This window comes from Mucilaginibacter terrigena (genome assembly GCF_004168255.1).
Lineage (GTDB): Bacteria > Bacteroidota > Bacteroidia > Sphingobacteriales > Sphingobacteriaceae > Mucilaginibacter > Mucilaginibacter terrigena.
This window is the reverse complement of record NZ_SEWG01000004.1, coordinates 1-26,115: the sequence shown is the minus strand read 5'-3', so window position 1 is coordinate 26,115 and position 26,115 is coordinate 1. Positions and strand designations below refer to the sequence as shown.

At 44.1% G+C, this 26,115-nt stretch carries 26 protein-coding genes; 7 read left to right on the top strand and 19 right to left on the bottom strand.

Annotated features, from left to right (window positions below):
- Positions 1 to 55: 55 nt before the first annotated feature.
- Positions 56 to 1,156 (top strand): DNA-processing protein DprA, encoded by a 1,101-nt coding sequence (gene dprA, locus EWM62_RS10250; protein ID WP_129876578.1) that lies wholly within the window; start codon positions 56 to 58, stop codon positions 1,154 to 1,156.
- 91 nt (positions 1,157 to 1,247) lie between these two features.
- Here the strand turns inward: dprA and EWM62_RS10245 are convergent, their stop codons facing one another.
- The 9 genes from EWM62_RS10245 to sppA form a co-directional block, all read right to left on the bottom strand.
- On the bottom strand, positions 1,248 to 1,733 hold the full coding sequence (locus tag EWM62_RS10245) for a SixA phosphatase family protein (protein WP_129876577.1): 486 nt from the start codon (positions 1,731 to 1,733) through the stop codon (positions 1,248 to 1,250).
- Between the two features lie 62 nt (positions 1,734 to 1,795).
- Positions 1,796 to 2,407 carry a porin family protein gene (locus EWM62_RS10240; RefSeq protein ID WP_162499825.1) on the bottom strand — a complete coding sequence of 204 codons (612 nt, stop codon included), beginning with the start codon at positions 2,405 to 2,407 and terminating at the stop codon, positions 1,796 to 1,798.
- 58 nt (positions 2,408 to 2,465) lie between these two features.
- Positions 2,466 to 3,434: a glycosyltransferase family 9 protein gene (locus EWM62_RS10235; protein ID WP_129876575.1), complete on the bottom strand. Its 969-nt coding sequence runs from the start codon at positions 3,432 to 3,434 to the stop codon at positions 2,466 to 2,468.
- A 63-nt stretch (positions 3,435 to 3,497) separates the two neighbouring features.
- On the bottom strand, positions 3,498 to 4,010 hold the full coding sequence (gene rfaE2 / locus EWM62_RS10230; RefSeq protein ID WP_129876574.1) for a D-glycero-beta-D-manno-heptose 1-phosphate adenylyltransferase: 513 nt from the start codon (positions 4,008 to 4,010) through the stop codon (positions 3,498 to 3,500).
- Positions 4,011 to 4,125: 115 nt separating this feature from the next.
- Complete coding sequence (locus EWM62_RS10225; RefSeq protein WP_129876573.1) at positions 4,126 to 4,680, bottom strand: D-sedoheptulose 7-phosphate isomerase; 555 nt, start codon at positions 4,678 to 4,680, stop codon at positions 4,126 to 4,128.
- A gap of 75 nt (positions 4,681 to 4,755) precedes the next feature.
- Positions 4,756 to 5,745 carry a D-glycero-beta-D-manno-heptose-7-phosphate kinase gene (gene rfaE1, locus EWM62_RS10220; RefSeq protein WP_129876572.1) on the bottom strand — a complete coding sequence of 330 codons (990 nt, stop codon included), beginning with the start codon at positions 5,743 to 5,745 and terminating at the stop codon, positions 4,756 to 4,758.
- 9 nt (positions 5,746 to 5,754) lie between these two features.
- Positions 5,755 to 6,150 (bottom strand): four helix bundle protein, encoded by a 396-nt coding sequence (locus EWM62_RS10215; protein WP_238989325.1) that lies wholly within the window; start codon positions 6,148 to 6,150, stop codon positions 5,755 to 5,757.
- Positions 6,151 to 6,284: 134 nt separating this feature from the next.
- A complete protein-coding gene (locus EWM62_RS10210) occupies positions 6,285 to 7,961 on the bottom strand; it encodes a DNA polymerase/3'-5' exonuclease PolX (RefSeq protein ID WP_129876571.1) in 1,677 nt (558 codons plus the stop codon).
- A 114-nt stretch (positions 7,962 to 8,075) separates the two neighbouring features.
- A complete protein-coding gene (gene sppA / locus EWM62_RS10205) occupies positions 8,076 to 9,848 on the bottom strand; it encodes a signal peptide peptidase SppA (protein WP_129876570.1) in 1,773 nt (590 codons plus the stop codon).
- Positions 9,849 to 9,929: 81 nt separating this feature from the next.
- On the opposite strand from sppA, the gene folK reads away from it, so the two are divergent.
- Complete coding sequence (gene folK, locus EWM62_RS10200; RefSeq protein ID WP_129876569.1) at positions 9,930 to 10,409, top strand: 2-amino-4-hydroxy-6-hydroxymethyldihydropteridine diphosphokinase; 480 nt, start codon at positions 9,930 to 9,932, stop codon at positions 10,407 to 10,409.
- Positions 10,410 to 10,432: 23 nt separating this feature from the next.
- Positions 10,433 to 10,810, top strand: a complete 378-nt coding sequence (locus EWM62_RS10195; protein WP_129876568.1) for an Hpt domain-containing protein — start codon at positions 10,433 to 10,435, stop codon at positions 10,808 to 10,810.
- Between the two features lie 147 nt (positions 10,811 to 10,957).
- On the opposite strand, the gene purS is transcribed toward EWM62_RS10195, so the two are convergent.
- From purS to rho, 3 genes are all read right to left on the bottom strand, one after another.
- Positions 10,958 to 11,215, bottom strand: coding sequence for a phosphoribosylformylglycinamidine synthase subunit PurS (purS, locus tag EWM62_RS10190; protein WP_129876567.1), 258 nt, complete (start codon positions 11,213 to 11,215; stop codon positions 10,958 to 10,960).
- A 38-nt stretch (positions 11,216 to 11,253) separates the two neighbouring features.
- A complete protein-coding gene (gene pssA / locus EWM62_RS10185) occupies positions 11,254 to 11,994 on the bottom strand; it encodes a CDP-diacylglycerol--serine O-phosphatidyltransferase (RefSeq protein WP_129876566.1) in 741 nt (246 codons plus the stop codon).
- 90 nt (positions 11,995 to 12,084) lie between these two features.
- The gene (gene rho, locus EWM62_RS10180) at positions 12,085 to 13,725 is read right to left on the bottom strand and encodes a transcription termination factor Rho (RefSeq protein WP_129876565.1); all 1,641 of its coding nucleotides are present in this window, start codon (positions 13,723 to 13,725) and stop codon (positions 12,085 to 12,087) included.
- Positions 13,726 to 13,982: 257 nt separating this feature from the next.
- Between rho and pyrF the strand changes: the two genes are divergently transcribed.
- Positions 13,983 to 14,813, top strand: a complete 831-nt coding sequence (gene pyrF, locus EWM62_RS10175) for an orotidine-5'-phosphate decarboxylase (RefSeq protein WP_129877038.1) — start codon at positions 13,983 to 13,985, stop codon at positions 14,811 to 14,813.
- A 90-nt stretch (positions 14,814 to 14,903) separates the two neighbouring features.
- Here the strand turns inward: pyrF and EWM62_RS10170 are convergent, their stop codons facing one another.
- From EWM62_RS10170 to EWM62_RS10150, 5 genes are all read right to left on the bottom strand, one after another.
- A complete protein-coding gene (locus EWM62_RS10170; RefSeq protein ID WP_129876564.1) occupies positions 14,904 to 15,437 on the bottom strand; it encodes a pyridoxamine 5'-phosphate oxidase family protein in 534 nt (177 codons plus the stop codon).
- 457 nt (positions 15,438 to 15,894) lie between these two features.
- Entirely contained in the window at positions 15,895 to 17,262 is a 1,368-nt protein-coding gene (locus EWM62_RS10165; protein WP_129876563.1) for an exonuclease domain-containing protein, read from the bottom strand.
- A gap of 70 nt (positions 17,263 to 17,332) precedes the next feature.
- Positions 17,333 to 17,899 (bottom strand): hypothetical protein, encoded by a 567-nt coding sequence (locus EWM62_RS10160; protein WP_129876562.1) that lies wholly within the window; start codon positions 17,897 to 17,899, stop codon positions 17,333 to 17,335.
- Positions 17,900 to 17,996: 97 nt separating this feature from the next.
- A complete protein-coding gene (yidC, locus tag EWM62_RS10155) occupies positions 17,997 to 19,832 on the bottom strand; it encodes a membrane protein insertase YidC (protein ID WP_129876561.1) in 1,836 nt (611 codons plus the stop codon).
- A gap of 23 nt (positions 19,833 to 19,855) precedes the next feature.
- Positions 19,856 to 21,466 carry a CTP synthase gene (locus tag EWM62_RS10150; protein ID WP_129876560.1) on the bottom strand — a complete coding sequence of 537 codons (1,611 nt, stop codon included), beginning with the start codon at positions 21,464 to 21,466 and terminating at the stop codon, positions 19,856 to 19,858.
- 219 nt (positions 21,467 to 21,685) lie between these two features.
- Between EWM62_RS10150 and EWM62_RS10145 the strand changes: the two genes are divergently transcribed.
- Positions 21,686 to 22,561 (top strand): hypothetical protein, encoded by an 876-nt coding sequence (locus EWM62_RS10145; protein ID WP_129876559.1) that lies wholly within the window; start codon positions 21,686 to 21,688, stop codon positions 22,559 to 22,561.
- 344 nt (positions 22,562 to 22,905) lie between these two features.
- Here EWM62_RS10145 and EWM62_RS10140 read toward each other — a convergent pair whose 3' ends face one another.
- Complete coding sequence (locus EWM62_RS10140) at positions 22,906 to 23,520, bottom strand: deoxynucleoside kinase (RefSeq protein ID WP_129877037.1); 615 nt, start codon at positions 23,518 to 23,520, stop codon at positions 22,906 to 22,908.
- A 129-nt stretch (positions 23,521 to 23,649) separates the two neighbouring features.
- A complete protein-coding gene (trpS, locus tag EWM62_RS10135) occupies positions 23,650 to 24,645 on the bottom strand; it encodes a tryptophan--tRNA ligase (RefSeq protein ID WP_129876558.1) in 996 nt (331 codons plus the stop codon).
- A gap of 364 nt (positions 24,646 to 25,009) precedes the next feature.
- On the opposite strand from trpS, the gene EWM62_RS10130 reads away from it, so the two are divergent.
- Positions 25,010 to 25,762 carry a lysophospholipid acyltransferase family protein gene (locus EWM62_RS10130; protein ID WP_129876557.1) on the top strand — a complete coding sequence of 251 codons (753 nt, stop codon included), beginning with the start codon at positions 25,010 to 25,012 and terminating at the stop codon, positions 25,760 to 25,762.
- Positions 25,737 to 26,024, top strand: coding sequence for an Asp-tRNA(Asn)/Glu-tRNA(Gln) amidotransferase subunit GatC (gene gatC, locus EWM62_RS10125; protein WP_129876556.1), 288 nt, complete (start codon positions 25,737 to 25,739; stop codon positions 26,022 to 26,024). The genes EWM62_RS10130 and gatC overlap by 26 nt, the downstream gene beginning before the upstream one ends.
- The last annotated feature ends 91 nt before the right edge of the window (positions 26,025 to 26,115 follow it).

Here is a 26,115-nt window from a genome sequence, read left to right as displayed (position 1 = left end):
CTATAAATGCTAATTTTATTAGGATAATTTATACTTTAGGGCATCATAAAAAACGATGTCGTTATTACACCAGGTTGCCCTAACATATCTTAAAAGCATTGGCTGTACATATGCCAAAAGCCTTGTTGCCCACGTGGGCGATGCCGAGGAAGTATTTAAAACACCCAAGGCGAAATTTTTAAAGATCCCCGGCATTGGTGAAAAAAAAATTAACCTGATAGATTTTGATGAAGCCTTACGCAAGGCAGAGCAGGAGCTGAAATTCATCGAAAAGAACGCGATAGACGTTTTGTTTTATACGGATGCCCGCTACCCCCGCAGGTTAAAAAACTGCCACGATTCGCCCGTGTTATTATACAGTAAAGGCAATGCTAACCTTAACCCATACCATTGTGTAAGCATTGTAGGCACCCGCAACGCTACAGATTACGGCAGGCAGCTTTGCCGGCAACTGGTAGAAGAATTGCAGCAATACAATGTTTTGGTAGTTAGCGGCCTTGCTTTAGGCATTGATGTGGCCGCGCATAAAGAATGTATCAGGCTGGGTGTGCCCACCGTTGGCGTACTGGGGCACGGGCTGGATAAATTGTATCCTCATCAAAACCGCGGCACAGCCGATAAGATGCAGGAGAACGGCGGTTTGTTGTGCGAATACCCATCGGGTACCATCCCCGACAGGGAAAACTTTCCGCAGCGTAACCGTATAGTGGCCGGCATGGCCGATGCTACCATTGTAATAGAAGCCGGGTTAAAAGGAGGTGCATTGATAACCGCCGAAATAGCCAACAGCTACAACCGGGATGTATTTGCTTTCCCCGGCAGATTGGGTGATGAATACTCGGAAGGATGTAACTTCCTTATCCGTAACAATAAAGCAGCCCTGCTTACCTGTGTTGCCGACCTGGCATACAGCCTGGGCTGGGAAAAGAATACCGATGTAAAAGATGCACCTCAACAATTGTTAATGCCGATAGATTTGTCCGCCGATGAGCGTGCAGTATATGAGATTATCCGGCAGAATAAAAACCCGCTGGCCATTGACGATCTTTCCATCAAAGCCAATATGCCCATGAGCCAACTGGCCATGACCTTGCTGGATATGGAGCTGCAAGGTTTTATCCGGTCGCTGCCGGGGAAGATGTATAAGGTGAATTAGCCCCCCAGCCCCCTGAAGGGGGAGATTTTGAAACGCATAAAGCCCTTTATTTTATTAAAGGGCTTATCTGTTTTTAAACTTTGCTCCCCCTTCAGGGGGCTGGGGGGCTCGGCGTATCGTAATGAGTAAGTTTACCGCTTGCCTCATGTACCTCGGCCCAGCTATCGGCATCAAACTCAATTAGCGCTACCGCGCATGGCGGTACTTCTTTAATGGCCCCGCTTAAATAATAAAGCACCTGGCTTATGCCGGGGTTGTGCCCCACAAGCGCTATAAGATCGTGCGTATCGGGTAAGTTGTAAATTACTTTAAGCAATGCGTTTTCGCTTGCATCGTAAATATCCTTATTGGTGATAGCCTGCGGTAAACCTAATACTTGTCCAAAAACATTAGCTGTTGATAATGTGCGCAGGGCAGGGCTTGATACCAGTATTTGTGGCTGTATGCTGTTTACCTGTAACCTTGCGGCCATTAATTCGGCTTGCATAAAACCTTTGTCGGTAAGCGGGCGTTCAAAATCAGTAAAGCCGGTTTCGTGTGTTGCTTTTGCGTGGCGTATCAGCAGTAGTTTCTTCATTTTGCCCTAAAATAAAAAAAACGGGGCATATGCTCCGCTTTTAATAAATTATTGTTTGCTAATTAGAATTTAAAGCCAACAGAAACACCGAATACACGGTTTTTTGTTGAGAATGAGTTTTCGTTAGCAATGTTTGATAAACCAAGGTCGTAGTTAACACCCAGTATAAAACCGTTGTTAAACTCCAGGCCGGCAATACCATTTAAACCAAAATCAGTTCTTTTGATATCATCCTGGTCATCACCAAAAGTAATGTCTTCGCTCACAGACGAACCATTTTCGGTTATTGTAGTTTTTCCGGATACACCAACACCTACATAAGGGCCGCCACCAAAATAAACGTTACCAAATACCGCAGGAACATGGTAAACTAAATTTACCGGAACTTGCACATAGTAAGTTTTAATTTTAGTTGTGCCGCCGTTGCCGCTATCACCTTCGCCACCTTTACCTGTATAGTTTAAAGCAGGTTGTAATGATAAACTACCGAATTTAAAATCGGCAAATACACCAACTGCAAATGTTGTAGTTGAGTTTGTTGAAGCAGTTAAGTTACCGTTTGAAGCCGAAATTTTAGCGAAATTTACGCCACCCCTGATACCGAAGCTTGGTACTTGTGCAAAAGCTGTTGAAGCTGCAAACGCGCAGCAAAGTAATAGTAGAATTTTTTTCATGTAATAAGATTTTATTGTTTTTGCAAAAGTAAGCATTTAAATGAAAATAACTTTCCTGTTATTTAATATTTACAAAACCGGCGATAGGTTCTTCGGGCATATCATACATGCATTTGAAATGCCCAAGCGGGCATTTCTCTAACCCGAACTTTGAACAGGGGCGGCAACTGAGGTCGATACCGGCAACCATCGCATCCTTCACCATATAAGGTTGCACGCCTAACAGATCGGGCACGGTGCCGCCCCAGATAGATACGATTGGTTTATCAAAAGCTTCGGCAATATGCGTAAGGCCGGTATCAAAACCAATGATACTGTGCGCTTTGGATACCAGGAAAACCGATTCATCGAGCGTGGTTACACCGCAGGCGTTATAAATATTATTCCCGATCGCAGCCGCTATTTCATCGCCGTTAGCCTTAACATCGGCCCCGCCCAGTAACACTATAGGAAAGTTAAGCTGCCTGCACAGGTTGATGATCTTTTGGTTAGGCATTCGTTTGGTAAAATGCGTAGCGCCAATAACAAAGGCCACGTAATTGTTTTGGTGCGATGCCGGCAGCAGGGCAGGCAGTTGGTGGTCTTTTTTAATGTAATAATCAATGGGCTGCCCATCATTGGTCACCCCTAAAAACTGTACGGCTTTTAAATACCGGTCCACCAAATGCACGGGCGGCACCAGTTTTAAGTTAAGCTTAAGGCTTAACCATTTGCGGATAGTTTGTTTTTTATATGTGGAGGACTGGATACCGGTGCGCAGTTTAATGATAGCTGTACGCAGGTTATTATGCAAATCGATGATGTGATCGTATCCTTCGGCCTTGATATCGGCGATGGTATCTGAGAGGCTTGGTTTTAGCAGCAGCAGTTTATCAACGTAAGGGTTGTTATCGTAAATGTATTTAAAAGCTGGCTTGGTTATAAAGTGCACCTCGGCATCCGGCAACTGCTTTTTAAGGCAGCGTACAATGGGCGTAGTGTAAATAATATCGCCCATAGAACTAAAGCGGATAACGAGGATTTTCATTTATTTATTTCGGATTTCGGACGTTCGATTTCGGATTTAGTAAGTTAATAATTTTAGAACCTTTTAACTTTCAGCCTGGCTCTGCGCCCTTATTTTATTGATAATAGATGTAGAAGAATACCCTTCCACCAAAGTAATGGTTTTTACTTCCCCGCCGTTGGCCAGCACTTCTTTGGCGCCGGCAATATTTTCAACGGTGTAATCAGCGCCTTTTACCAGTACATCGGGCAATAGTTGGCTGATCAGGTCCCGCGGGGTATCTTCTTCAAATAAAATAACGGCGTCAACAAAAAACAAAGCGGCTAACAGGGCGGCGCGGTTGTTCTGGTCGTTTACGGGGCGGTTTTCGCCCTTTAAGCGTTTTACAGATGCATCGGCATTTAAGCCGATGATCAGCTTGTCGCCAAGTTCGGCAGCTTTTGAAAGATAGGTAATATGCCCGAGGTGCAGCAGATCGAACACGCCGTTGGTAAATACCACTTTTTTGCCTTGACTTTTCCACGCGGCAATGCCTGTGGTTAACTGCGGCAGCGTAGCTATTTTATCAAGAAGCGTTTTTTCCAGATCGTGGCGCATGGTGGTAAGAATTATTCTGAACTCGAATTAAACGAATTTTATAAATTTATAGAATAAGTAATCAAAAGTAACATTCTGAAAATTCGTTAATTCAAAAGATCCCGGTTCAGACAAGTTAATAAGCATCATCCACCGCCTTGCACAGGATATGGCCTATCAGGATGTGCATTTCCTGGATACGCGCGGTAATATCCGATGGAATAACGATGTTCAGATCGCATAAACCGTTCATCCTGCCGCCATCCCTGCCTGATAAACCCAGGGTTTTGCAGCCTATTTTACCCGCCGTTTCAAACGCGTTTAATATGCCCTGACTGTTGCCGCTGGTGGAGATGCCGATGAACAGGTCGCCGGGTTGTGCCAGCGCCTCTACCTGGCGCGAAAATACGTGGTGGTAGCCATAATCGTTAGCTATAGCTGTAAGCGCCGATGTATCAACTGTTAAAGCAATGCCCGGTAATGCTTTACGCTCTTTTTCAAATTTACCGCTTAGCTCGGCGGCAATATGCTGTGCATCGGCGGCACTACCGCCGTTACCGGCAATTAAAACTTTTTTACCATCCTTTAGTACGGCAACAATAGTATTGCAAGCAGTCTCGATATCGCCCGAAAGGGTTTCGATAACCTGCTGTATTAAATTACGGTGCTCGTAAAGCTGTTCAATAACCATCTTTTTTAGTCATTATGTCATTGAGTCATTGGGTCATTTTTCGTGACGGGCAATACTCAGTTTTTGTCCTTTATCTTATCGTCCTTTGTCTCTTTCTATGTCTTCCAGTATCTCGTTAATAGTGGTGACAGCGCTGCCGGTTTGCCTTATTACAATGGCGGCGGCGTGGTTGGCCAAGTCGCAGGCTTCTTCTACATTAAGGCCCTGCGCCATAAAGTAGGCCATAGTTGCCAGCACCGTATCGCCAGCGCCGGTAACGTCAAACACCGATGTGGCTTTTACAGGCAGCAGTTTGTGCGCCAGCTCGCTGATGATAACCATGCCTTGTTCTGACAAGGTAACCACAATATACTCGGCACCGGTTTGTTTAATGATGATGCGGGCTGCCTGCTGCAGCTCGTCGATATTGGTAATACGTTCTGTTTTGGCGGCCTCGGCCAGTTCCTTACGGTTTGGCTTGATGATATAGGCGCCTTTATACTTGCCATAATTAAGCCCTTTTGGGTCGATAATTACTTTTTTATTTTGCTTGTTGGCTTCCGCAATAAGCTGTTGGGTAAGCGTTTCAGAAAAAAGGCCCTTGTTGTAATCAGAGAATAACACAATATCTGCCTGCGCAATGCTTGCGTTTACGCGCTCAAAAAAATCGTGCTGCAAACTATCCTCCAAAGGGGTGGTAACTTCCCTGTCCACACGTACCAATTGGTGGCTGCCGGCCATTACACGGGTTTTTACCGTAGTAGGGCGGGTGCTGTCTTTAAAAATGCCGTCAACATTAATACCCTCATCTGTTAAAATAGTAGTTAAGCGGCCAGCGTCAGCATCATCGCCCGTAACGCCAGCCAGCGAGATCTTAGCCCCCAGCGATAACAGGTTTTGCGCTACATTAGCCGCGCCGCCGGGAGTGGTAAACTCTTTTTTTATGTTCACAATAGGCACAGGTGCTTCTGGTGAAAGCCTGGTGGCATCACCTATAATATAGTGATCTATCATCAGGTCGCCTATAACCAAAATATTTGGCACCGGTCCCGATTGCTGTAGCTTACGTACTTTATCTGTTAGCATTTGTTTGGGTCATTGGGTCATTGAGTCATTACCTGGCTGTTCAATTATTTTCTTCCCAATATATTTGATGTAAATATTTAATTTATGGTGGATGGTTTCTAATTCTTTTAAAAGTTCCTGGTATTTGTCTTCACCTATTAAGCCTCTTACTCTGCTCTTATTTAACCATCCCTTTGTTTCAATTAACGAGCCCCTGCTAAAGTAACAGAAGTTTTTATTTTCCTTATAATGAAATCGCCCAAAGCCTTCTGCAATATTGGCGCTTATTGAATCTGCCGATCTCACTATTTGCTTGCCCACGGTGTCTTTAGCAAAGTAATCCCATTCGGAAACTAAAAACCATATTTTGTTAGAGAAATTATCAGATAAGGTATAAATTTCTAAATCTTCTATTCTATTACCCATTATTAAAATCGATAAGTAATAAAGAAACAAACTCTTTTAGAAATATCAAATTCATTAATGACCCAATGACCCAATGACCCAATGACCCAATGACCCAATGACCCAATGACCCAATGACCCAATGACCCAATGACTCAATGACTCCTTTTCCTTTCAAAAACTTTACTTATCTCTGCTAAAGATAGTGCGTTTAGGCACATTTCTTTAGTTAATCCGCCTTTGCGGGCAACATTTGTACCGTATTCCATATCGTGGAAACCGCTGTTACGGTGCGCATCGGGGTTTATGGATAACATAACGCCTTTATCCAACGCATATTGGTGCCAGCGCCAGTCAAGGTCGAGCCTTAGCGGGTTGGCATTTATTTCTATCACCACATTATTGGCCGCGCAGGCATCGATCACTTTTTTGTGGTCGATATCGTACCCCTTGCGGCTAAGCAGCAGCCTGCCTGTGGGGTGGCCAAGTATGGTTGTGAAAGGGTTTTCAATCGCTTTTATGATCCGCGCGGTAGCTTTATCCTCCTGCATTTTAAGGTTAGCGTGTACCGATGCCACAATAAAATCAAACTTTTTCAGGATCTCGTCCGGGTAATCCAGCGAACCATCATTTAATATATCCGATTCGATACCTTTAAAGATATGGAAGCCGGTAATTTTTTTATTCAGGTGATCTATCTCTTCCTGTTGCTGTAAAACGCGTTCGATGCTAAGGCCCTTGGCGTAAAAGGCGCTTTTGCTGTGGTCGCAAATACCTAAATATTCCAATTTAAGTTCGTCGCGACAGTACAGGGCTATTTCCTCCAGCGTGTTTACCCCATCACTCCAGGTACTGTGGTTGTGCAGCGTGCCCTTCAGGTCGTGGTAGCTTATCAGGGTTGGCAGTTTGTTTTCGGCCGCTTTTTCGATAAAAGTTGTGCCATCACGCAGTTCGGGCTGCATCCAGGCCAGGCCTGCTTTTTGGTAGATCAATTCTTCAGTTTCGGGCTGCTCCAGCGGGATGTTGATGCGCGAAAGTACGGCTTCCACATGTTCCGTATCGCCGGTATTCATAAACAACTCGTAGTAATAGTCGGCTTTGTCAACACAAATAATGTCAACCAGCAGGCCGTTGGTTAATTCGGCAGAGATGTGGGTGCCGTTAAGGTTTACATTTTGCAGGGTATCCAACTCGGCCAATGCGTTAAAAGCAATTTCCTGGTTTAGGCTGCCAACTACGATCACCAGTTCGCTGATGATCTCGTTGAGCCTGCGAAACTCGCCGGCAATATGCTTTAAAGCATCCGGGAAAATACCTCGGATCTCCTCCATCAGGGCTATAACATCCTTCTCTACCTGGGCGTAAAGGAATTTACCGTTGCCGGCCATCCTAAATTCGATGACTTTCTTTATCTCCTCCTGTGTTTTTAAACCAAAACCTTTTGCCTCGATAAGGCGGTTCTCGTTACAGGCGTAATACAGTTCGCCAACGTTCTCTATCCCCAGTTCCTTCCATATAATGGCTACTTTTTTTGGCCCGATGCCTTTGATGCCCATCATTTCTACAATACCCTCGGGGGTTTTATCTTTAAGATCCTGTAGTTCGGCCATGGTACCGGTTTCCAGCAGTTCGGCAATTTTAGCGGCAAGGCTTTTGCCAATACCGTCTATCTTTTCCAATTCGGGTACGGTTTTGCCGGCAACAGGGAAGGGCAGCTTATCTACCTTAAAGGCAGCATTAGCTATCGATTTTATTTTGAAAGGATTTACATCGTGTAATTCCATCAATTGCGACAGGAAACGAAGCGTACGGGCTATGGTTTTGTTCTCCATAATTTAGTTGTGGCGTAAAAATACAAAAGAGGAGGGGGAGTTCATAGATAATAGTTCATAGTTTCCATAGCACATAACGTACCATTAACTATGAAACATCAACAATAAGCCGTATTATTTTATCACCACATCGTAGCTCATACGGGCCTGCGGGGTGCGCATCAATTTGGTAACGCCTTTTATTTGTTCGTAATAGCGGTAGTTTTCGCCAAGCTCGGCTTTTACAAAATGGGCCTTTACTTCGGCGCTTAAGCCTTCGCCAAAGCGGTCGAGCGTGCTTTTTTGTTCGGGGTATGATACTATCTTATAATCTTTAAGTTTGGCTTTTTTAGCGGCAGACTTTACAGCATCATTGATATTACCCAGGCGGTCAACCAATCCGTTCTGTAAGGCCTGGGTACCCGTCCAAACGCGGCCCTGCCCAATGCTGTTGATATAGGCCTGTGTTTTGCCGCGGCCTGTTGCCACTGCTTTTGTAAAATCGTCATATCCGCGGTTAACACTGTTTTGCAGTATCAGCCTTTCTTCGGGTGTAAGCGGGCGGCTTACATCGCCCAGGTCGGCATACTTGCCGGTTTTTACACCATCAAAGGTAATACCCAGCTTATCGTTAAACAGTTTTTGCATGTTTGGCAACACGGCGAAGATCCCAATCGAACCGGTAATGGTATTGGGTTCGGCAATAATCGAATCGGCGGCGCAGGCAATGTAATAACCGCCAGATGCAGCCACATCGCCCATAGATACGATGATAGGCTTAACCTTTTTGGTAAGCATAACTTCGCGCCAGATCACATCAGATGCCAGCGAACTGCCTCCGGGCGAATTAACGCGCAATACCACAGCCTTCACGTTATCATCTGTGCGTACCTTACGCAGCGCTTTTGATATGGTTTCGGAACCGATACTGTTATCGTCGCCATCGCCGCCGGCAATTTCGCCCGATGCATAAATTACCGCTATCCTGTTTTTAGATGATACCTCTTTTGGGTCGGTGGTAGCGGCTACATTGCTTTTTAAATAGTCGTCCAGGTCAACACTTGCCAGGTCATCTTTTTCCTTTACGTCTGTACGTTGTTTAAGTTCAGAGAGTATCTCGTCCTTGTATTTTAAGCCGTCAACCAGTTTATATTTCAGGGCATCTTCGGGTTGCTGTATGCGGCCGCTGTTGGCATAATTAAACAGCGAATCTTTATTGATATCGCGGCTTTTGGATATACCTGCCAGGAAATGATCGTACATCGACCCCAAATACGAGGTAACCTGCAAACGGTTGGCATCACTCATTTTGGTTAATACCAAGGGTTCAACGGCGCTTTTATAGGTACCTACTTTTATGATCTGCGCCTCGATGCCCAGCTTGTCCAGCGCACCCTTAAGGAAGGTAACTTCGGAGCTAAAGCCCCTAAACTCGAAGATCCCTTTCGGGTTGATATACACCTTATCGGCAACAGAGGCTAAGTAATAAAAGGCCTGTGTGTAAATTTCAGAATAAGCGATAACAAACTTTTTTGATCTTTTGAAATCGATAAGCGCGTTGCGGATCTCTTCGGTAGTGGCCTGCCCGTTCATCATGTAACTTTCATCAAGGAAAATGCCTTTGATGTTATCGTCGTTTTTGGCTTTTTTTATACTCGCTAAAATATCGTTAAGGCCCAGGTCGCGCTTTTTATCGCCAAAAAACGGCAGATTGTTGAATGGGTTATTAGGCGTACGTTCGTTTATCTGGTAATCAAACTTGATGTGTAGTACAGAATTTGCATCAACTTCTACCGCTTTTTCGCTGCTGGCCACACCAATTATCCCCAATAAAATCGCAAACCCAATAACAACAATAACGGTGAAACCAACTATAGTGGCAAATACAAATTTGAAGAATTGTTTCATTAACTGTTATAAATAATCTATATATGCAAACTTAGTAATTCACATACTATTAAGAGCCTTACATATAATATTTGTTACAACATGATTAATGTTTTTTTACTGCTGGGGAGCAACCTTGGCGACCGTAAGGCGTTTTTAAACAAGGCGATAGAACGCATTGAGCAGGATATTGCACCTGTGGTTAAAACCTCGGCAGTTTACGAAACCCAATCATGGGGAAAAACCGACCTGCCCGACTACCTGAACCAGGTAGTTATACTGCAAACAGGTTTGCCGGCACAGCAGGTTTTACAAAAGATACTGCAAATTGAAACAGAAATGGGGCGCATGCGCGAGGAAAAGTGGGGGTCGCGCACTATCGATATCGATATTTTGTTTTATGGGGACGAGGTAATTAACGACCCTAACCTTACGGTACCGCACCCGGAATTGCATAACCGCAGGTTTACTTTAGAGCCTTTGGGAATGCTGGCGCCCGATTTTATACACCCGGTGCTAAATAAATCTGTTTTAGAACTGAAAAACAACCTTAAAGACAACTTGATCGTAAAAAAGTTATAATTTTGATTTTATAAACCTTTGCAATGTCTGATAATTTACCAACCCCGGACCTCGACCTCTCTTTCTTATATGAAATAGCCGATGGCAGCGACGAATTTATTGTTGACTCGATAGGGATGTTCCTGGAGCAAACACCACAACTGCTGGATGCTATTACACAGGCCATAAACCAGGGTGACTGGGTGGTTGCGGCGCAATCATCACACAAACTTAAACCCAACCTTGGTTTTTTTGGGATGCCCCAAAGCCAGGCCAATATACAGGAGGTTGAACTGGCCTGCAAAGCAGGTGGCGCCAACCCTGCGGAGATAACCGCTAAATTTAACGCGGTAAAACAGGTGGTAGAAGCTAACCTTGTAGAACTGGAAAAAATTAAAAAAGAGAAGGCAGCGAACCTATAGAAGTCGAAAGTTTAAAGTCGAAAGTTTTAAGTCGAAGTTATATAAAAAGGGAAAGACAATCACATGTGATTGCCTTTCCCTTTTTATATTTATAAGCTGCATTGCCACTTGCAACGGACTTTCGGCTTTAAACTTTCGACTTAAAACTTAAGCTACTTCCACCAGCTTAAAGCTGTAGCTTTCCATGATCAGGTTGGCTAACAGGTTTTTGCAGGCCTGGTCAACTTTGGCATTAGCGGTTTCGGTGCTGTCGGCATCTATCTCAAGCGATATGTGTTTGCCAATGCGTACGTTCTGTATCTCGGATAGGCCCAGGTTTTTCATGCTGCCGGTTACGGCTTTTCCCTGCGGGTCAAGTATTTCTTTCTTCGGCATTACATCAATTTCGGCCAGGAATTTTTTCATCGGGTGTTTGTTGTTAGATAATGATACCAAATAAGCGCTTAATAATTCTTTTTGTGGCCGCTTACCAGGGTGCCATCTTCAAATTTAAGTTGAATTAACGATAAGGTGATGTACATTACGATAACCACCGGAACTGCCGCAAATTTAAAAAATAGAATGAGTATTGCCGAAAATAACAGCAATATATAGCGATAAAAATTTTTAGTGAAATCGCGGTTCTTAAATTTAAGCGACATTAAAGGGATCTCGGCCACCAGCAGTACGCACATTACCACAATAAACAGCGATAAACCGTAAGGGTTAAGTATGTAGCGCGATAAGCCGTTGTATTGTGCCAGTATTAATGGTATAGATGCTATCAGAATGGCATTTGCAGGGGTAGGGAGGCCAATAAAGCTTTCGGCCTGGCGCGTATCGGTATTAAACTTGGCCAGCCTTAGCGCCGAGAAAACGGGGATCAGGAAAGCTATGAAATTAAGATACTCGCTTATGTGGTTTATTTGCGGTGCCCGTAAAAGCAACTCGTACATAATGGCCGATGGCAAAACGCCGAAACTCACCATATCTGCCAGTGAATCAAGGTCTTTACCTATGCCCGAAAAGGACTGTAGCACACGCGAGGCAAAGCCGTCGAAAAAGTCGAAGATAGCTGCCAGGAAAATGGCATAGGCGGCAAATACCAGGTTATCCTGAAAAGTAAAAACAATACCGATGCAGCCACTAAACAGGTTTGCGCATGTTATTGCATTTGGAAGATGTTTTTTTACCCGTCGCCTCATTATGTTATGAAGGTATCATAAATTTTACAAAAACCCAAAGGAGTTACAATTAACCTTGTGTTATTTATAACTCCTTTAAGTGTAAAGATATTATGAATTCATCGATATCAAAAATTCTTCGTTGGTACGGGTGCCTTTTATTTGCGCCTGTAAAAATTCCATCGATTCCTGCGAGTTCATATCTGCAAGATGGTTACGCAATATCCAGATGCGCTGCAGGGTGTCGCGGTCAAGCAGCAGATCGTCGCGGCGGGTGCTTGATGCCGTGATATCAATAGCCGGGAAGATACGTTTGTTAGATAATTTACGATCAAGCTGTAACTCCATGTTACCTGTACCTTTAAACTCTTCAAATATAACCTCGTCCATTTTCGATCCGGTTTCGGTAAGGGCTGTAGCAATAATGGTTAACGAGCCGCCATCCTCGATGTTACGGGCCGCGCCGAAGAAGCGTTTTGGCTTGTGTAACGCGTTGGCATCAACACCACCCGATAATATTTTACCAGATGCAGGCGCTACCGTATTGTAAGCACGTGCTAAACGGGTGATAGAATCTAAAAGGATAACCACGTCGTGGCCGCACTCTACCATACGTTTTGCTTTTTCGAGCACAATGTTGGCAATTTTTACGTGGCGCTCGGCAGGTTCATCAAAGGTTGATGATACCACTTCGGCGCGTACGCTGCGGGCCATATCGGTAACCTCCTCGGGGCGTTCGTCAATCAGTAAAATGATCAGGTAAACCTCGGGGTGGTTTTTGGCAATCGCGTTAGCAACATCCTTTAACAGCATGGTTTTACCTGTTTTTGGCTGTGCAACAATTAAACCGCGCTGGCCTTTACCAATAGGCGAGAAGAGGTCCATGATACGGGTAGAGTAATTACCTGCATCTGTAAACAAGCTCAATTTTTCTGACGGGAAAAGCGGTGTTAAGTGGTCGAATGGTACGCGGTCGCGCACTTCGGCAGGTATGCGGCCGTTAATAGCCTCTACACGTACCAAAGGGAAATATTTTTCGCCCTCTTTTGGCGGGCGGATGCTACCGCGAACGGTATCACCTGTTTTTAAGCCAAAAAGTTTTATTTGCGATTGCGATACGTAAATATCATCGGGCGAAGTAAGGTAGTTATAATCAGACGAGCGCAGGAAACCATAGCCATCTGGCATAATCTCAAGCACGCCTTCGTTAACAATTACGTTATCAAAATCAAGGTTTATGGCAGGCTCCTGGTTTTTGGCCTGGTTTTGATTAGCACGGCGGTCAAATTTTTGAGGGCGGCTATCGGTAGCCGGTTGTTCCTGTTCGCCTGCTTGTTCGGTTTTTTCGCCGGCCTGCTCTTCAGTTGTTTCTGCGGCAGGTGCGGCTTCGGTAACAGCATTTGCATTATTACCGTCGTTATCATCAGTTTCGGGTTCGTCATCCTCCTGGTTAAACAGGTTGGTATCATCCAAAGGCACCTCGATACGGGGCTGGTCTTTTGTTTTTACAGAGCGGATGCGTTTACGTGTTTTCTCTATATTTTCGGCGGCTGGTGCAGCCGGTTTTTCAGCATAGTTGCTTTCAACGGTATTTTGTTGGTTCCGGGCGGTTTCAATTAACTGTTTTTGTTCAACAATTTTAGTGATCAGCTGGGCTTTTCTAAGCTCATCTGCCTCTGCAATACCCAAACTTTTAGCAATTTCGCGCAACTCAGAAACGAGTTTGTCGTTCAATTCGATTGTATCAGACATGATATGAATTATAGTTCAAAAGGATTTTTTATATGAAAGATTGTTTTGAAACCCTGATTATGCAATAGTAAGCCCAGGTAATGTATTAGATAATAAATAACGTGGAGATCAAAATTGTTTCTTTAGTGCAAGAAATAATGCAGGAAAACACTGCAATTTTAACGAAATTAAATTACAATGCAAATTTATTAAAAAAATAAGCTGTTAAGTTTAATTTTTTAGTTTTGCAGCACCATAACAAATTCAAAATCTACATGATATCCCGTGCGCAACTCATCGAACAGATCAAACAGAAAAAATCATTTTTATGCGCTGGCCTCGATACCGATATTGATAAGATCCCGGAATTTCTATTGGAATACCCCGACCCGGTTTTTGAATTTAACAAACGCATTATTGATGCTACTAAAGACCTTTGCATAGCCTACAAACCCAACGCTGCTTTTTACGAAAGCCGCGGACTGAAAGGCCTGCAAAGCCTGATAAGCACCGCGCAATACCTGCCGAAAGATATTTTAAGCATTATTGACGCCAAGCGCGGCGATATAGGCAATACATCTGATAATTACGCCAAAGCCTTTTTTAACGAGGAAACATCGGGTATGAGCTTTGATGCCATTACCGTTACGCCTTACATGGGTAATGATAGTGTTACGCCATATTTAAAATACGAAGGTAAATGGGTGATCATACTCGCGCTTACCTCATCTGTAGGCAGCCAAGATTTCCAGTACCTGAATACCGGTGATGGTTACTTGTACGAAACGGTGATACAAAAGGCCAATACCTGGGCCGGTGCCGATAGGCTGATGTTTGTAGTGGGCGCTACCAAAAGCACCGAGTTTACCGATATACGTAAACACGCGCCAGATAACTTTTTGCTGGTGCCCGGCATTGGCGCGCAGGGTGGAAGCCTGGAAGATGTTTGTAAATACGGGATGACCAAAGATTGCGGCCTGATCGTGAACTCGTCCCGCGGGATCATTTACGCCGGCAACGGCGAAGATTTTGCTGACGCCGCCCGCGCCGAAGCCCTGAAACTGCAGCAGCAAATGCAGGCGGAGCTGGAGAGAGCGGGGGTTATATAAAAAGCCCCACCCAAACCCTCCCCGAAGGGGAGGGCTTAAGAAGAGCGATATTTTAAAAGTCTCCCCTTTCGGGGGAGATTTAGAGGGGGCTTAAACTTCAAGTTTCCCCTCTATCGAATCATCAAGTGTTTTGCCAATAGCCGCGCCTACCAGTTGTTTTACAAAGGCTACAGCATTGCCATGTTTGTTATCCCAATAGTAGCCCTGTGTTGGCGATACTTTTATAACCGAGATCCTCGGGTCGTCGATACCTTCGGTGAACCAGGTTTTTAAAATGGGTTCCCATAATTCCTTAATCTTTTCCTTGTCCTCGCTTATTTCGGCTATACCGTAAATGTTCAGAAAATCGGAATACTTCGATCCCTGGAACAACAGCTGCACCATAGGGTCGGTTGCAATCTCGGCGTTTTTGTGGCTGTCGTTTGCGCTCAGGAACCACAGGTCGCCGTTGTCGTCAACCTTTTGGGGCGACATAGGGCGTGTAGAAAAGGGCAGCCCGGTTTTAATATTGCTGCAAAAAAAGCAGCTGGTACCCTCGGCCATTTCCTTTAATTTTTTCCAGGCATCGTTACCTTCCAGGTTCTCAAAATTATCTTCGGGTTGATTTTGGTTAATACTATCCATTATAGTTTTTATAAGTTTTTATGATAATATATTAACCCTCGGGAAATTTATTTGTTTTGAAGGAATGGAAGATATTCTCAATTTGTCATGCTGAATGTAGTGAAGCATCTACTCGCCGACATGCAAAGTTCGCGAATAGATCCTTCGCGATGCTCAGGATGACAAATGGATTCATCTTGGGCTCGTCTGCGACGAGTGCTTAACGTGGTCGGGCGATTATATCGCCCTTATCAATCGCGTCACAAACGCTAAACAATTTTAAGCACTCGTCGCAGACGAGCGCAAGGGAAAATGATAAAGTGATATAGCATTATAAATGATGCTGATGGTGACACTGTTTTGTCAGTACTTTACTCATCAACTATCTCACTATTAGCAATTTGCAAAAAACGTACCTGGTTGTGCAAACGTGAACGTGAACATTTTGGCTCTTTTTAGCAAGGGTTTGTCCCCTTACTTACGCAGAAAAACTCACCTTACGCTGTGGGAACCGCTCGGCGTAGCCGGTTACAATGTTGCGGATATAATCGTTACCCGGGTAGGGTGTAAGGTAATTTTTTAACGCCTGTATATTATCCGCATCGTAATAGTGCGAAATATAGCCCATGCCATAAAAACGGCCTTCTTCTATCAGTATGCAGCTGTGCTCGTCGCTGGTGCGGCCCTCGTCGCGGATGGCAAAGGTGGGCAGGGCTTTCTTTAATTCGTTCAAAGCGCCCTGTATACGCTCATTATAAACTTCAGGATCTTCGTGGCCTTCGCAAGCGCAGGCGCCGGTATTGCTGCCGGTGCAGGTACTGTTGTTGTTTTGTATGAAACAAAGCTTGGGGCACAAACCAAAGGTATCTATCAGGTTCAGCAAAAGGTTACGCCCTTCGTATAGCGAATTGCATGCATATACAGACGGCATATGCTTGCGGTGCTTATCAACCACCAGGCGCATATAGCCGCGCTGGTCTTCAAAAACATAAAGCCCAAAAGTATTTTCGAACCGCTTAAGCGACCGGTTGTACTTTGGCCAAAGGCGTTTTATCTCCACAGCCTCCAGTACAAAGGCAATCAGTTCCGTACCGCAAACCTGGTGACTGATGCGGTAGATATTCTTTAAAAACTCCTGCCGCTGCAGGTTGGGGTTGTTGCCGGTAAAATGGCTGCATACCCGCTTTTTGATATTTTTTGCTTTACCTACGTACACCACTTTCCCTTTTTGGTCGTGAAAATAATATACACCGGGGGCAGCAGGCAGTGCTTCGATATCCGTTTTGGGCAGGTTGGCAGGCAATACCTGCTCCTTGCTGTTTTGCTTTAAGGCTGCGCCAATGTGGTTATCGGTATCGCTTTTTAACAGCATGCCAAATAGTTGGGCGGTAGCCTCGGCATCGCCCATAGCACGGTGGCGGCTATTGTTCTGGATGCCAAGATGGGAGCAAAACTTACCCAGGCTGTATGATAACAGTCCCGGCATTATCTTGCGGCCAAGGCGAACGGTGCAAAGCTTGTTGGCCTGCAACTCGTAACCTGCCGCGTTAAGGTGGTATCTTAAGAATGAATAATCGAAATTTACGTTATGGGCCACAAAGATCTGGCCTTTTAGCATGTGGTAGATCTCGTGCGCCACGTCCTCAAAAACAGGAGCGGTTTGCACCATTTCGTTGGTGATGCCGGTTAGGGCACGGATGTAAACCGGGATATCGCGCTGGGGGTTAACAAGGGTCTCGAAACGGCGGGTTATCTTTTTGCCATCGTGTATGCATATAGCAATCTCTGTAATGCCATTAGCGCTGGCATGCCCCCCGGTCGTCTCGATATCCACAATTGCATACATGGTTTCAAATGTAAAACATTTTTGCTAATAAAATTAGTTTGAAATGTGGAAAGAAAAGAAATATTTAAATTTATTTTAACAAGCGGTCACTAATTACATTGCCGTTTTCATCAATGATATACTCGTAATTTTGAAAATCAACAAGTTTTATTTGTTCGCCAATTATTTCAAATTCTTTGTGACTGTTTAAATTTACAAAGATATCTCTCGCACTAAATTCCCATTTGATTTCAGAGTTTGCGGTAATTCTGAATATTGACATCTCCCCGTGGATGATAAAGTCGTCTTTGAACGTATAAATTTCGAAGTTTGTAGCTTGGTCAATAGCTTTATACCAGTTTAATGTTAGTTTAGGGAGTTTGAGCGAATAAACCATTTCGCTACAGCAAATAAATATATCATCGTTTTTTATAACGAAAGAATTTTCATGGACTGTAATCCCACCGCCATTACCAACAAGTAAAGCACTTGAAACTTTTTTATCATTTTCAGATACATTAATACCATGTTTAGTTTGATAGTTATAATTGCCATCACTGTAAATTGCATCGTATATATTTATGTTATCTGTTGAACCTAATTCATAGTTCGACTCATTAATGAATTCAACAACAAGACCTTTATATTTGCTAATCATTCTGCAATTTAATCTTATCCAACAAAAAACCCACAGCTTTTAGCTGTGGGTTTCCATCATCTAAGTAATTAATCTCTAATTAACTAATCACCAATTTCTATTTCTTCTTTGCCTGCACTTGTTGTTGCTGGCGCATCATTTCTTCGAGTTTGGCACCGAAGCCTGATTTTTTCTTTTTAGGATCATCAGGTTTCTTTTTATTCTCCTGGATCTGCGCGTGGATCTTTTTATCATCAACCATAAATTTGATCATGTATTGCTGTAAAAAGGTTAGCATGTTAGCTAAAAAATAGTAATAGTTTAAGCCCGACGGGTAGCTGTTAAGCGTTGCAAGGAAAATGATAGGGGTAATGTAACCTATATATTTCATTTGCCCGGTAGCGCCCGAGATCTGGTTATTGAAGTAGGTATATATCAATGTAGATATCGTCATCAGCAAACACATTAAACTGATGTGGTTACCAATAAAAGGTATAGTGCCAAATGTAATTACCGCATCATAGGTGGATAGATCGTGCATCCATAAAAAGCTTTCGCCCCTAAGCTCAAACAAGCTTGGGAAGAAGCGGAAGAACGCGATTACGATAGGCATTTGTATCAGCAGCGGCAAACAACCACCCAGCGGGTTTACCCCGGCTTTTTTATAAAGTTTTAAGTATTCCTGCTGTAAAAGGGTAGGGTTATCTTCGCCAACTTTGCCTTTTATCTCGTCCATCTCGGGCTTAAGCACGCGCATTTTTGCCATGCTCAGGTACGATTTATAGGTAAGCGGCGCTAATACCACTTTAAGCACAATGGTTAATATCAGGATGATGATACCGTAGTTCCAGTTAAACTTATTCAAAAAGTTAAATAACGGTAACACCGCAAACTGGTTTATATATTTTAATGGCCCCCAGCCCAGGTTTACTAATTTTTGCAGGTCGTTACCTTGCTCTTTCAAGGTGTTGAAACGGTTGGGGCCAAAGTAAAACTCAAGCGGCAATGAGCCATCGGCGCTGCGGTTAAGCGTAAGATCGGCCTTCATCTGTTTTACGTCGCTGGTATCAGCTACATTGGTAGATACCGCAAGGTCAGATTTTGTGATACCGTCCTTAGTGATCAGCACATTCGAGAAAAAATGCTGTTTAAACGCTACCCACTGGATCTTTTTATCGGCAATTACCTTTTGGTCGTCCTTGGCTTCGCTCAGGTAATCCACCTCGTTATCGGTGTTTTTAAAATACACGGTGGTGTACTGGCGTTCCTGGGCAATATCTTTTTCCTGTTTTGGCAAACTTGCCGACCAGTTAAGATTATATACCGTGCTGGTACCCACAACCTGCTCAAGCCCGGTCGATTTAATGGTTAAGCCCAGTTTAAAACCTGTACCCTTAAGCGTATATATATAATCGATATACTGCGTAGGGCTGTAGCTTAAACGCATGGTAACAGAGCCCGAATCCTTTTCGGCAACCTGTAGCGAGGTGGTGCTTGGGGTAAAATAAAGGTCGTTGGTGTTCAGTGTCCTGTCGCCGGCTTTAAGTGTTAAACCAAACTTATTATCCTTCCCATCAAACAAGATCAATGGTTTTTTATTGAAGGTTTTATAGTTTTTTAGCTCGGCAGTAAAAATTCGACCGCCTTTGGTAGATAGCTTCAGGCTTAATTCTTTATTGCCGATGGTTACAAATTGCTCGGTACCCACGGTAGCAGCGCCAAAAGGCGATTTTAAAACGGCAGAATCAACAGCGCCGTTTTTTTTAACGGTATCGGCCTTGGCAACGGTTGCGGTGGTAGCGGCCGGTGTTTTTATCAGGCCTTTTTTTATCGAGTCCTGGTGAACGGTAAGCTGTTCTTTTTTGATATCAGCTTCAGAAGGTTTCATGAAATATATGGAAGCGCCCATAATTATCATGATCAGGAATAACCCTGTAAACGTATTTTTATCCATTATGTATCGTATCGTACTATTAATCAGTTCTTGCGGGCATAACCCAGCGAAGCGGCGACAAAGTTAATAAAAAGTGGGTGCGGATTAGCAACTGTTGATTTTAATTCGGGGTGAAACTGCGCGCCTACAAAAAACGGGTGGTTTTTAAGCTCAACAACTTCCACCAGGCCATTATCCGGGTTAATACCCGATGGCGTTAAACCGGCGTGCTCGTAATCCTTTAAATATTTGTTATTAAACTCGTAGCGGTGCCTGTGGCGCTCGCTGATGTGGGTTTTGCCGTAAGCTAAGGCCGCTTTGCTATTCTTTTTCAAATCGCATGGGTAAGCGCCCAAACGCATAGTGCCGCCTTTATTTACAATACCCTTTTGCTCTTCCATCATATCAATAACCGGGTTAGGGGTATCGGGGTTCATTTCGGTGCTGCTGGCATCTTTTAGGCCCAAAACATTGCGGCCAAACTCTACCACCGCGCATTGCATACCCAGGCATATGCCAAAGAAAGGGATATTGTTTTCGCGCACGTAGCGTATGGCTTCTATTTTACCTTCAAAGCCGCGCTCGCCAAAGCCGGGCGCAACCAGCACACCATGCAGGCCGCGCAGCTTTTCGATGGCGTTGCCCGGCGTTAATTGTTCCGACGGGATGTATTGCACGCGCACCTTACATTCGTTTTTGGCACCGGCATGTATAAATGCTTCTATAATGGATTTATAAGCATCGGGAAGTTCAACATATTTACCTACAAGGCCAATTTTTACTTCGGATGTAGGGTTTTTTAAGCGACCAAGAAAATCTTTCCAGTTATCAAGGTTAGGCTCGCTTTTGTGCGATAGCTTTAGTTTTGTTAAAACGGTTTTGTCCAGTTGTTCTTTCAGCATCAGCAACGGCACATCGTAAATGGTTGATGCATCCATCGATTCGACAACGGCGTTGATGTTAACGTTACAAAACAGCGCGATTTTTTTCCTGATATCCATATTGATATGGTGCTCGGTACGGCAAACCAGTATATCCGGCTGTATCCCATACTCCAGCAGCATTTTAACCGAGTGTTGTGTAGGCTTTGTTTTTAACTCGCCGGCTGCAGCAAGGAAAGGGATAAGGGTAAGGTGTATAACCAGCGCGTTGCCGGGGCCTGCTTCCCATTTAAACTGCCTCACGGCTTCCACAAACGGTAACGATTCGATATCACCCACGGTACCGCCAATTTCGGTGATCACAATATCGTAATCGCCCGTTTCGCCAAGTATGCGCATGTTGCGTTTTATCTCGTCGGTAATGTGGGGTACAACCTGCACGGTTTTACCAAGGAATGCGCCTTCGCGTTCGCGGTTTATCACATTCTGGTAAATGCGGCCGGTGGTAATATTATTGGCTTTTGAGGTAGGCGTATTTAAAAAACGCTCGTAATGGCCAAGGTCAAGGTCTGTTTCGGCACCATCCTCGGTCACATAGCATTCGCCATGCTCGTAAGGGTTTAAAGTACCCGGATCAATGTTAATGTAGGGATCGAATTTTTGGATGGTTACGCGATAGCCGCGTGCCTGTAAAAGTTTAGCTAATGAGGCCGAAATAATGCCTTTTCCTAACGATGAGGTAACTCCACCCGTAACAAAAATGTATTTAGTCATGATTTTTTTGAAATCCGGTAAGCGGTTTTTAAGCCGAAACCAATTGTTTGTGTACGGGATACAAAAGTAGGAATATTTACGGGATTTATGGGCTCAAATCACATTTGTGGAAAAGGTTTTTGTTGGGGAAAATTTGGGTGTGTTAAGGCATGCAAATAATCGGTTAGCATTTTTAAGAGAATTGATGTATGATATGTTATCTTTAACCAAACCTCAATCATGAAGATCCGCCCACAAATTTTAATACTCTCACTTTTTATTGTTTTAAGTTCACTCAAAACAGAGGCGCAGCGTTTTCCTTTTAAACCTAAAGATTCGCTCTATAACAGTAGTTATTTACCTGGCTTAACGGTTGACAAGATAGCCCCCGGTTTTACCACCCTTGCCGATCTAAAGAACGCCGGGTATAAATTGTCGCGGGTAAAGGTGAATGATTTGAATATGGGTGACATAGATAGCATAAACGCCACTTTACAAGGCAGTAGCTGGGGGAGTAATGTTTTAAGCCATGGCTATACCATAAAACCGGGCATGGTTGTATTACAGGGAAATGATAGCACGGAGGTTATTACCAAAATAAGATTACTGAAAGGTTTTTCGGGAAATATAAGGGGATTTAAAACGGAGCCCGGGATAACAACTGTAAAAGATGTAGAAAAGGCCTTCCCCAATTTTGAATGGTCATCTACCGATGCGTCACGATATTTTTATTACACTAATAAGGATAGTATCGGTTTTTATGTAGCTAAAGATACTACGATTAAGGTATGGCCTTTTGATGAAAAGTTTTATTCGAATAAGGTAATAAGCGCTGTTGAAATTATTAATTGGAAGGGTTTTTATAATCAGGAATATGGCGCAAATAATATTAATTATCAAAAACCCCTGTATGCCCCTTTGAATGACACCCACTTAAATTGCTTTGTTATTGTAGAAAAGCAGCTTACTGCTGCTGCGGCCATAATCGGTAAAAATCAATATTACGAAGTTCGGCTTGGCAGGTGGCAGGAGTATTCACCAGAGCATAAATTGATTTTTGACGCCGAATTTGATGATACAGGAAAAGTTATAAAAATGATACTTCCCATTAAATAGTTCAGGAAAAGAATGTAGGCGGCCATAAGCGGGCACACTTGCGGTAGCTATGGATAATTTGGCCTTTGTTGGTGTTGTCACCAACAATATTTAGGACGGCTAAATGAAAGGTTCGGATGCACGGCGATTTGTTGGTGACAACACCAACAAAGACGAAAGCGCCCGACAGGGGATTCTGCTCCGTTAGAGTTATCGCTTTGTAGCCAGTAGCAGGAAATGATTAGTTGCTCCGTAGATGCAACCCAAAATAGAAAGGCAAACAAAGGGTAGCCTCTACGAGGCAAAGAACGTTGAATTTTTTTCTACAGAGCGGTAGCTCCTAACGGAGCATGGGAAAATCGAATTTAAAATAACCCGTTCACTTCGCGCTCTATCAAATTCACAATAGTGGCCATATCTTCGGTGTTATTGGCAAAGTCCAGGTTGTCTTTATCAAGCACCAGCAGTTTACCCAGGTTATAGCCTTTTATCCATTTGTCGTATTTCTCGTTCAGTTTGGACAGGTAATCTATGCGGATGCCTATTTCGTACTCGCGGCCGCGGCGCTGGATGTTGTTTACAAGAGTAGGTACAGATGCTTTTAGGTACACCAGCAGGTCGGGCGGTTTAATAAACTCGGTAATGTTATCAAACATGCTTTGGTAGTTCTCGTAGTCGCGGGTGGTCATCAGCCCCATATCGTGCAGGTTCTCGGCAAAAATGTAGGCATCCTCGTAAATGGTACGGTCCTGGATAATATCGCGGCCATTTTTTTGAATATCGATGATCTGGCGGTAGCGGCTGTTAAGGAAATAGATCTGCAGGTTAAAGCTCCAGCGCTTCATTTCGTTATAAAAATCTTCCAGGTAGGGGTTATTATCAACCGCCTCGTAAAGGGGCTCCCATCCGTAATTTTTAGCTAACATTTCGGTAAGGGTAGTTTTACCGGCGCCAATATTTCCTACAATAGCTATGTGCATATTCTTATTATTGCGATTTTTGTTCATGGTTAATAGATCATAGTTCATGGTTGGAAACACCGCCCATAAACTACAATAGCTACTTGGCTAATATACGCTATGAACCATGAACCATCAACTACGAACTTCCTAAAAATTCCTGAAACCAATAATTTCCCTTACTTCCTTAATGGTTTTTGAAGCGCTTTCGCGGGCTTTGGTGGCGCCATAGCGGGCTACCTGCCTTAATAAAGGGGCATCGTTTGCTATATCCTGTATTTTTTCGCGGATGGGCGCCGTGGCGATGATCATATCCTCGGCAAGCTGTTTTTTCAAGTCGCCGTATCGGATGGCGCAGGTATTGTACAGGTTATCAAAATGCTCCAAAGTATCCGGTGTGGATACCACCTTCATCAGATCGAACAGGTTTTGGATCTCCTGTGGTTTTGGCTGGTTATCCTGTGTTGGGCCGGCATCGGTTACGGCACGCATCACTTTTTTGCGGATGGCTTCGGGCGTATCCGACAGGAAAATAGCATTGCCCTCGCCTTCGCTTTTACCCATTTTGCCCTTACCGTCAAGTCCGGGTATTTTTACCAGGCTCTCGCTAAAGTTAAACGCGTAAGGCTCGGTAAAATAATCGTTGTTATAAAGCCGGTTAAAGCGGTTGCCAAATGTGCGCGACATTTCCAGGTGCTGTTCCTGGTCTTTACCAACAGGCACTTTGGTAGCGTGGTGTATCAATATATCGGCAGCCATTAAAACCGGGTAGGTTAACAGGCCCGCGTTAACGTTATCGGGGTTGGCGCGTACCTTATCTTTAAACGATGTGCTGCGTTCCAGTTCGCCCTGGTAGGCGTTCATATTCAGGTACAGGTAAAGTTCTATTACTTCGGGTACATCGCTTTGCAAATAAATGGTAGCTTTTTCGGGATCGATGCCCGCGGCCAGGTACTCCACCAAAACCTGTTTGGCAGTGCCGTGCAGGTTGGCAGGGGTGGGGTGCGTAGTCAACGAGTGCAGATCGGCTATAAAAAAATAGCACTTGTATTCGTTCTGCATTTTCACAAAGTTTTGTATCGCCCCGTAGTAATTACCCAGGTGTAAATTCCCGGTAGAGCGTATGCCACTAACAACAGTTTCCATATAGGGGGCGAAAGTAAGTATTTTTAGCCTCACCCCAAACCCATCTCCGGGGGAGATGGGCTTTTTTTTAAAAAGTACGCTCACAAGCCTCACCCCAAACCCCTCTCCGAAAGAGAGGGGCATTAAGAAGGCAAGTCTCCCCTATCGGGGGAGATTTAGAGGGGGCTTAGCTATGCCGTTTAGAGGGGGGCTTAATTTTTAGCCTCACCCCAAACCCTATCCGAAAGAGAGGGGCTTTAAGAAGGAAAGTCTCCCCTATCGGGGGAGGTTTAGAGGGGGCTTAGCTACGCCGTTTATAGCGGGGCTTAGCTACGCCATTTACAGGGGGCTTGAATAGTTACTATTTTTTCTATTTTTGGGGTCGATGAAAATTATATTGAAGAAAATGCACCTGTACCTTTACCAGGGCAGCGTGGGATTTTTCTACTTTTTGCTATGGCCTTTCCTTTATTATTTTTCGCGTAAGCCCGAAACGTATAAAAACATGACTGCTATGCGCCGTGTTTGGGGGCAGGTAAGCTCGTTTTGTGTGGGGATCAGGTATCGCTACCATTTCGAAACGCCTGTAAACTGGAGCAATACCTATATAGTTTGCCCTAACCACACCTCAAATTTAGATATTACGGCCATGAGCCTGCTGGTAAAAAGCAATTGCTGTTTTATGGGTAAGCAGGAGCTACAGGACGGTATAGTTACCCGCCTTTTCTTCCGTACGGTAGATATCCCGGTGAACAGGGAAAGCAAAATGGCGTCCTTCCGCGCATTTAAAGCCGCAATGGACAGGCTGGAGAAAGGTGTTACGGTTATTATATTCCCCGAGGCAACTATACCCGACAGCTACCCGCCGGATCTGCACCAGTTTAAGAACGGGCCCTTCCGCATGGCTATCGAGCTTAAAGTGCCTATCATCCCGGTAACATCTGTAAACACCTGGAAAGTTTTATGGGATGACGGTAAAAAGTATGGCTCGAAACCGGGTGTATGTGATATATTTGTACATAAGCCTATCGATACGGCGCATTTAACTATAAATGATGCAGACGCCCTGCGCGACCAGGTGCACGCCATCATCAGTAAAAAGATTGAAGAACATGACCATAGACGAACAAACGGTTGATAAAATTGCACACCTGGCCAGGCTGGAACTTGCACCCGGCGAAAAGCAGGAAATGATCAAAGACATGAACAAGATACTGGGCTTTATGGATAAGCTGAACGAGGTAGACACCACCGGCGTTGAGCCCCTTGTTTATATGACCGCCGAGCCAAACATGCTGCGCGAAGACGTAGTAAAACAAGAAATTACTACAGAAGAGGCACTGCTTAACGCGCCCGACCATGATAAAAGCCATTTTTTAGTAGCGAAGGTGATTAAATAAGTCTTAAGTCGATAGTCGAAAGTCCGAAAGAAAATAAATCCGAAATTGAAAATTCGAAATCCGAAATAAGACTGTAACATTTTATACCACT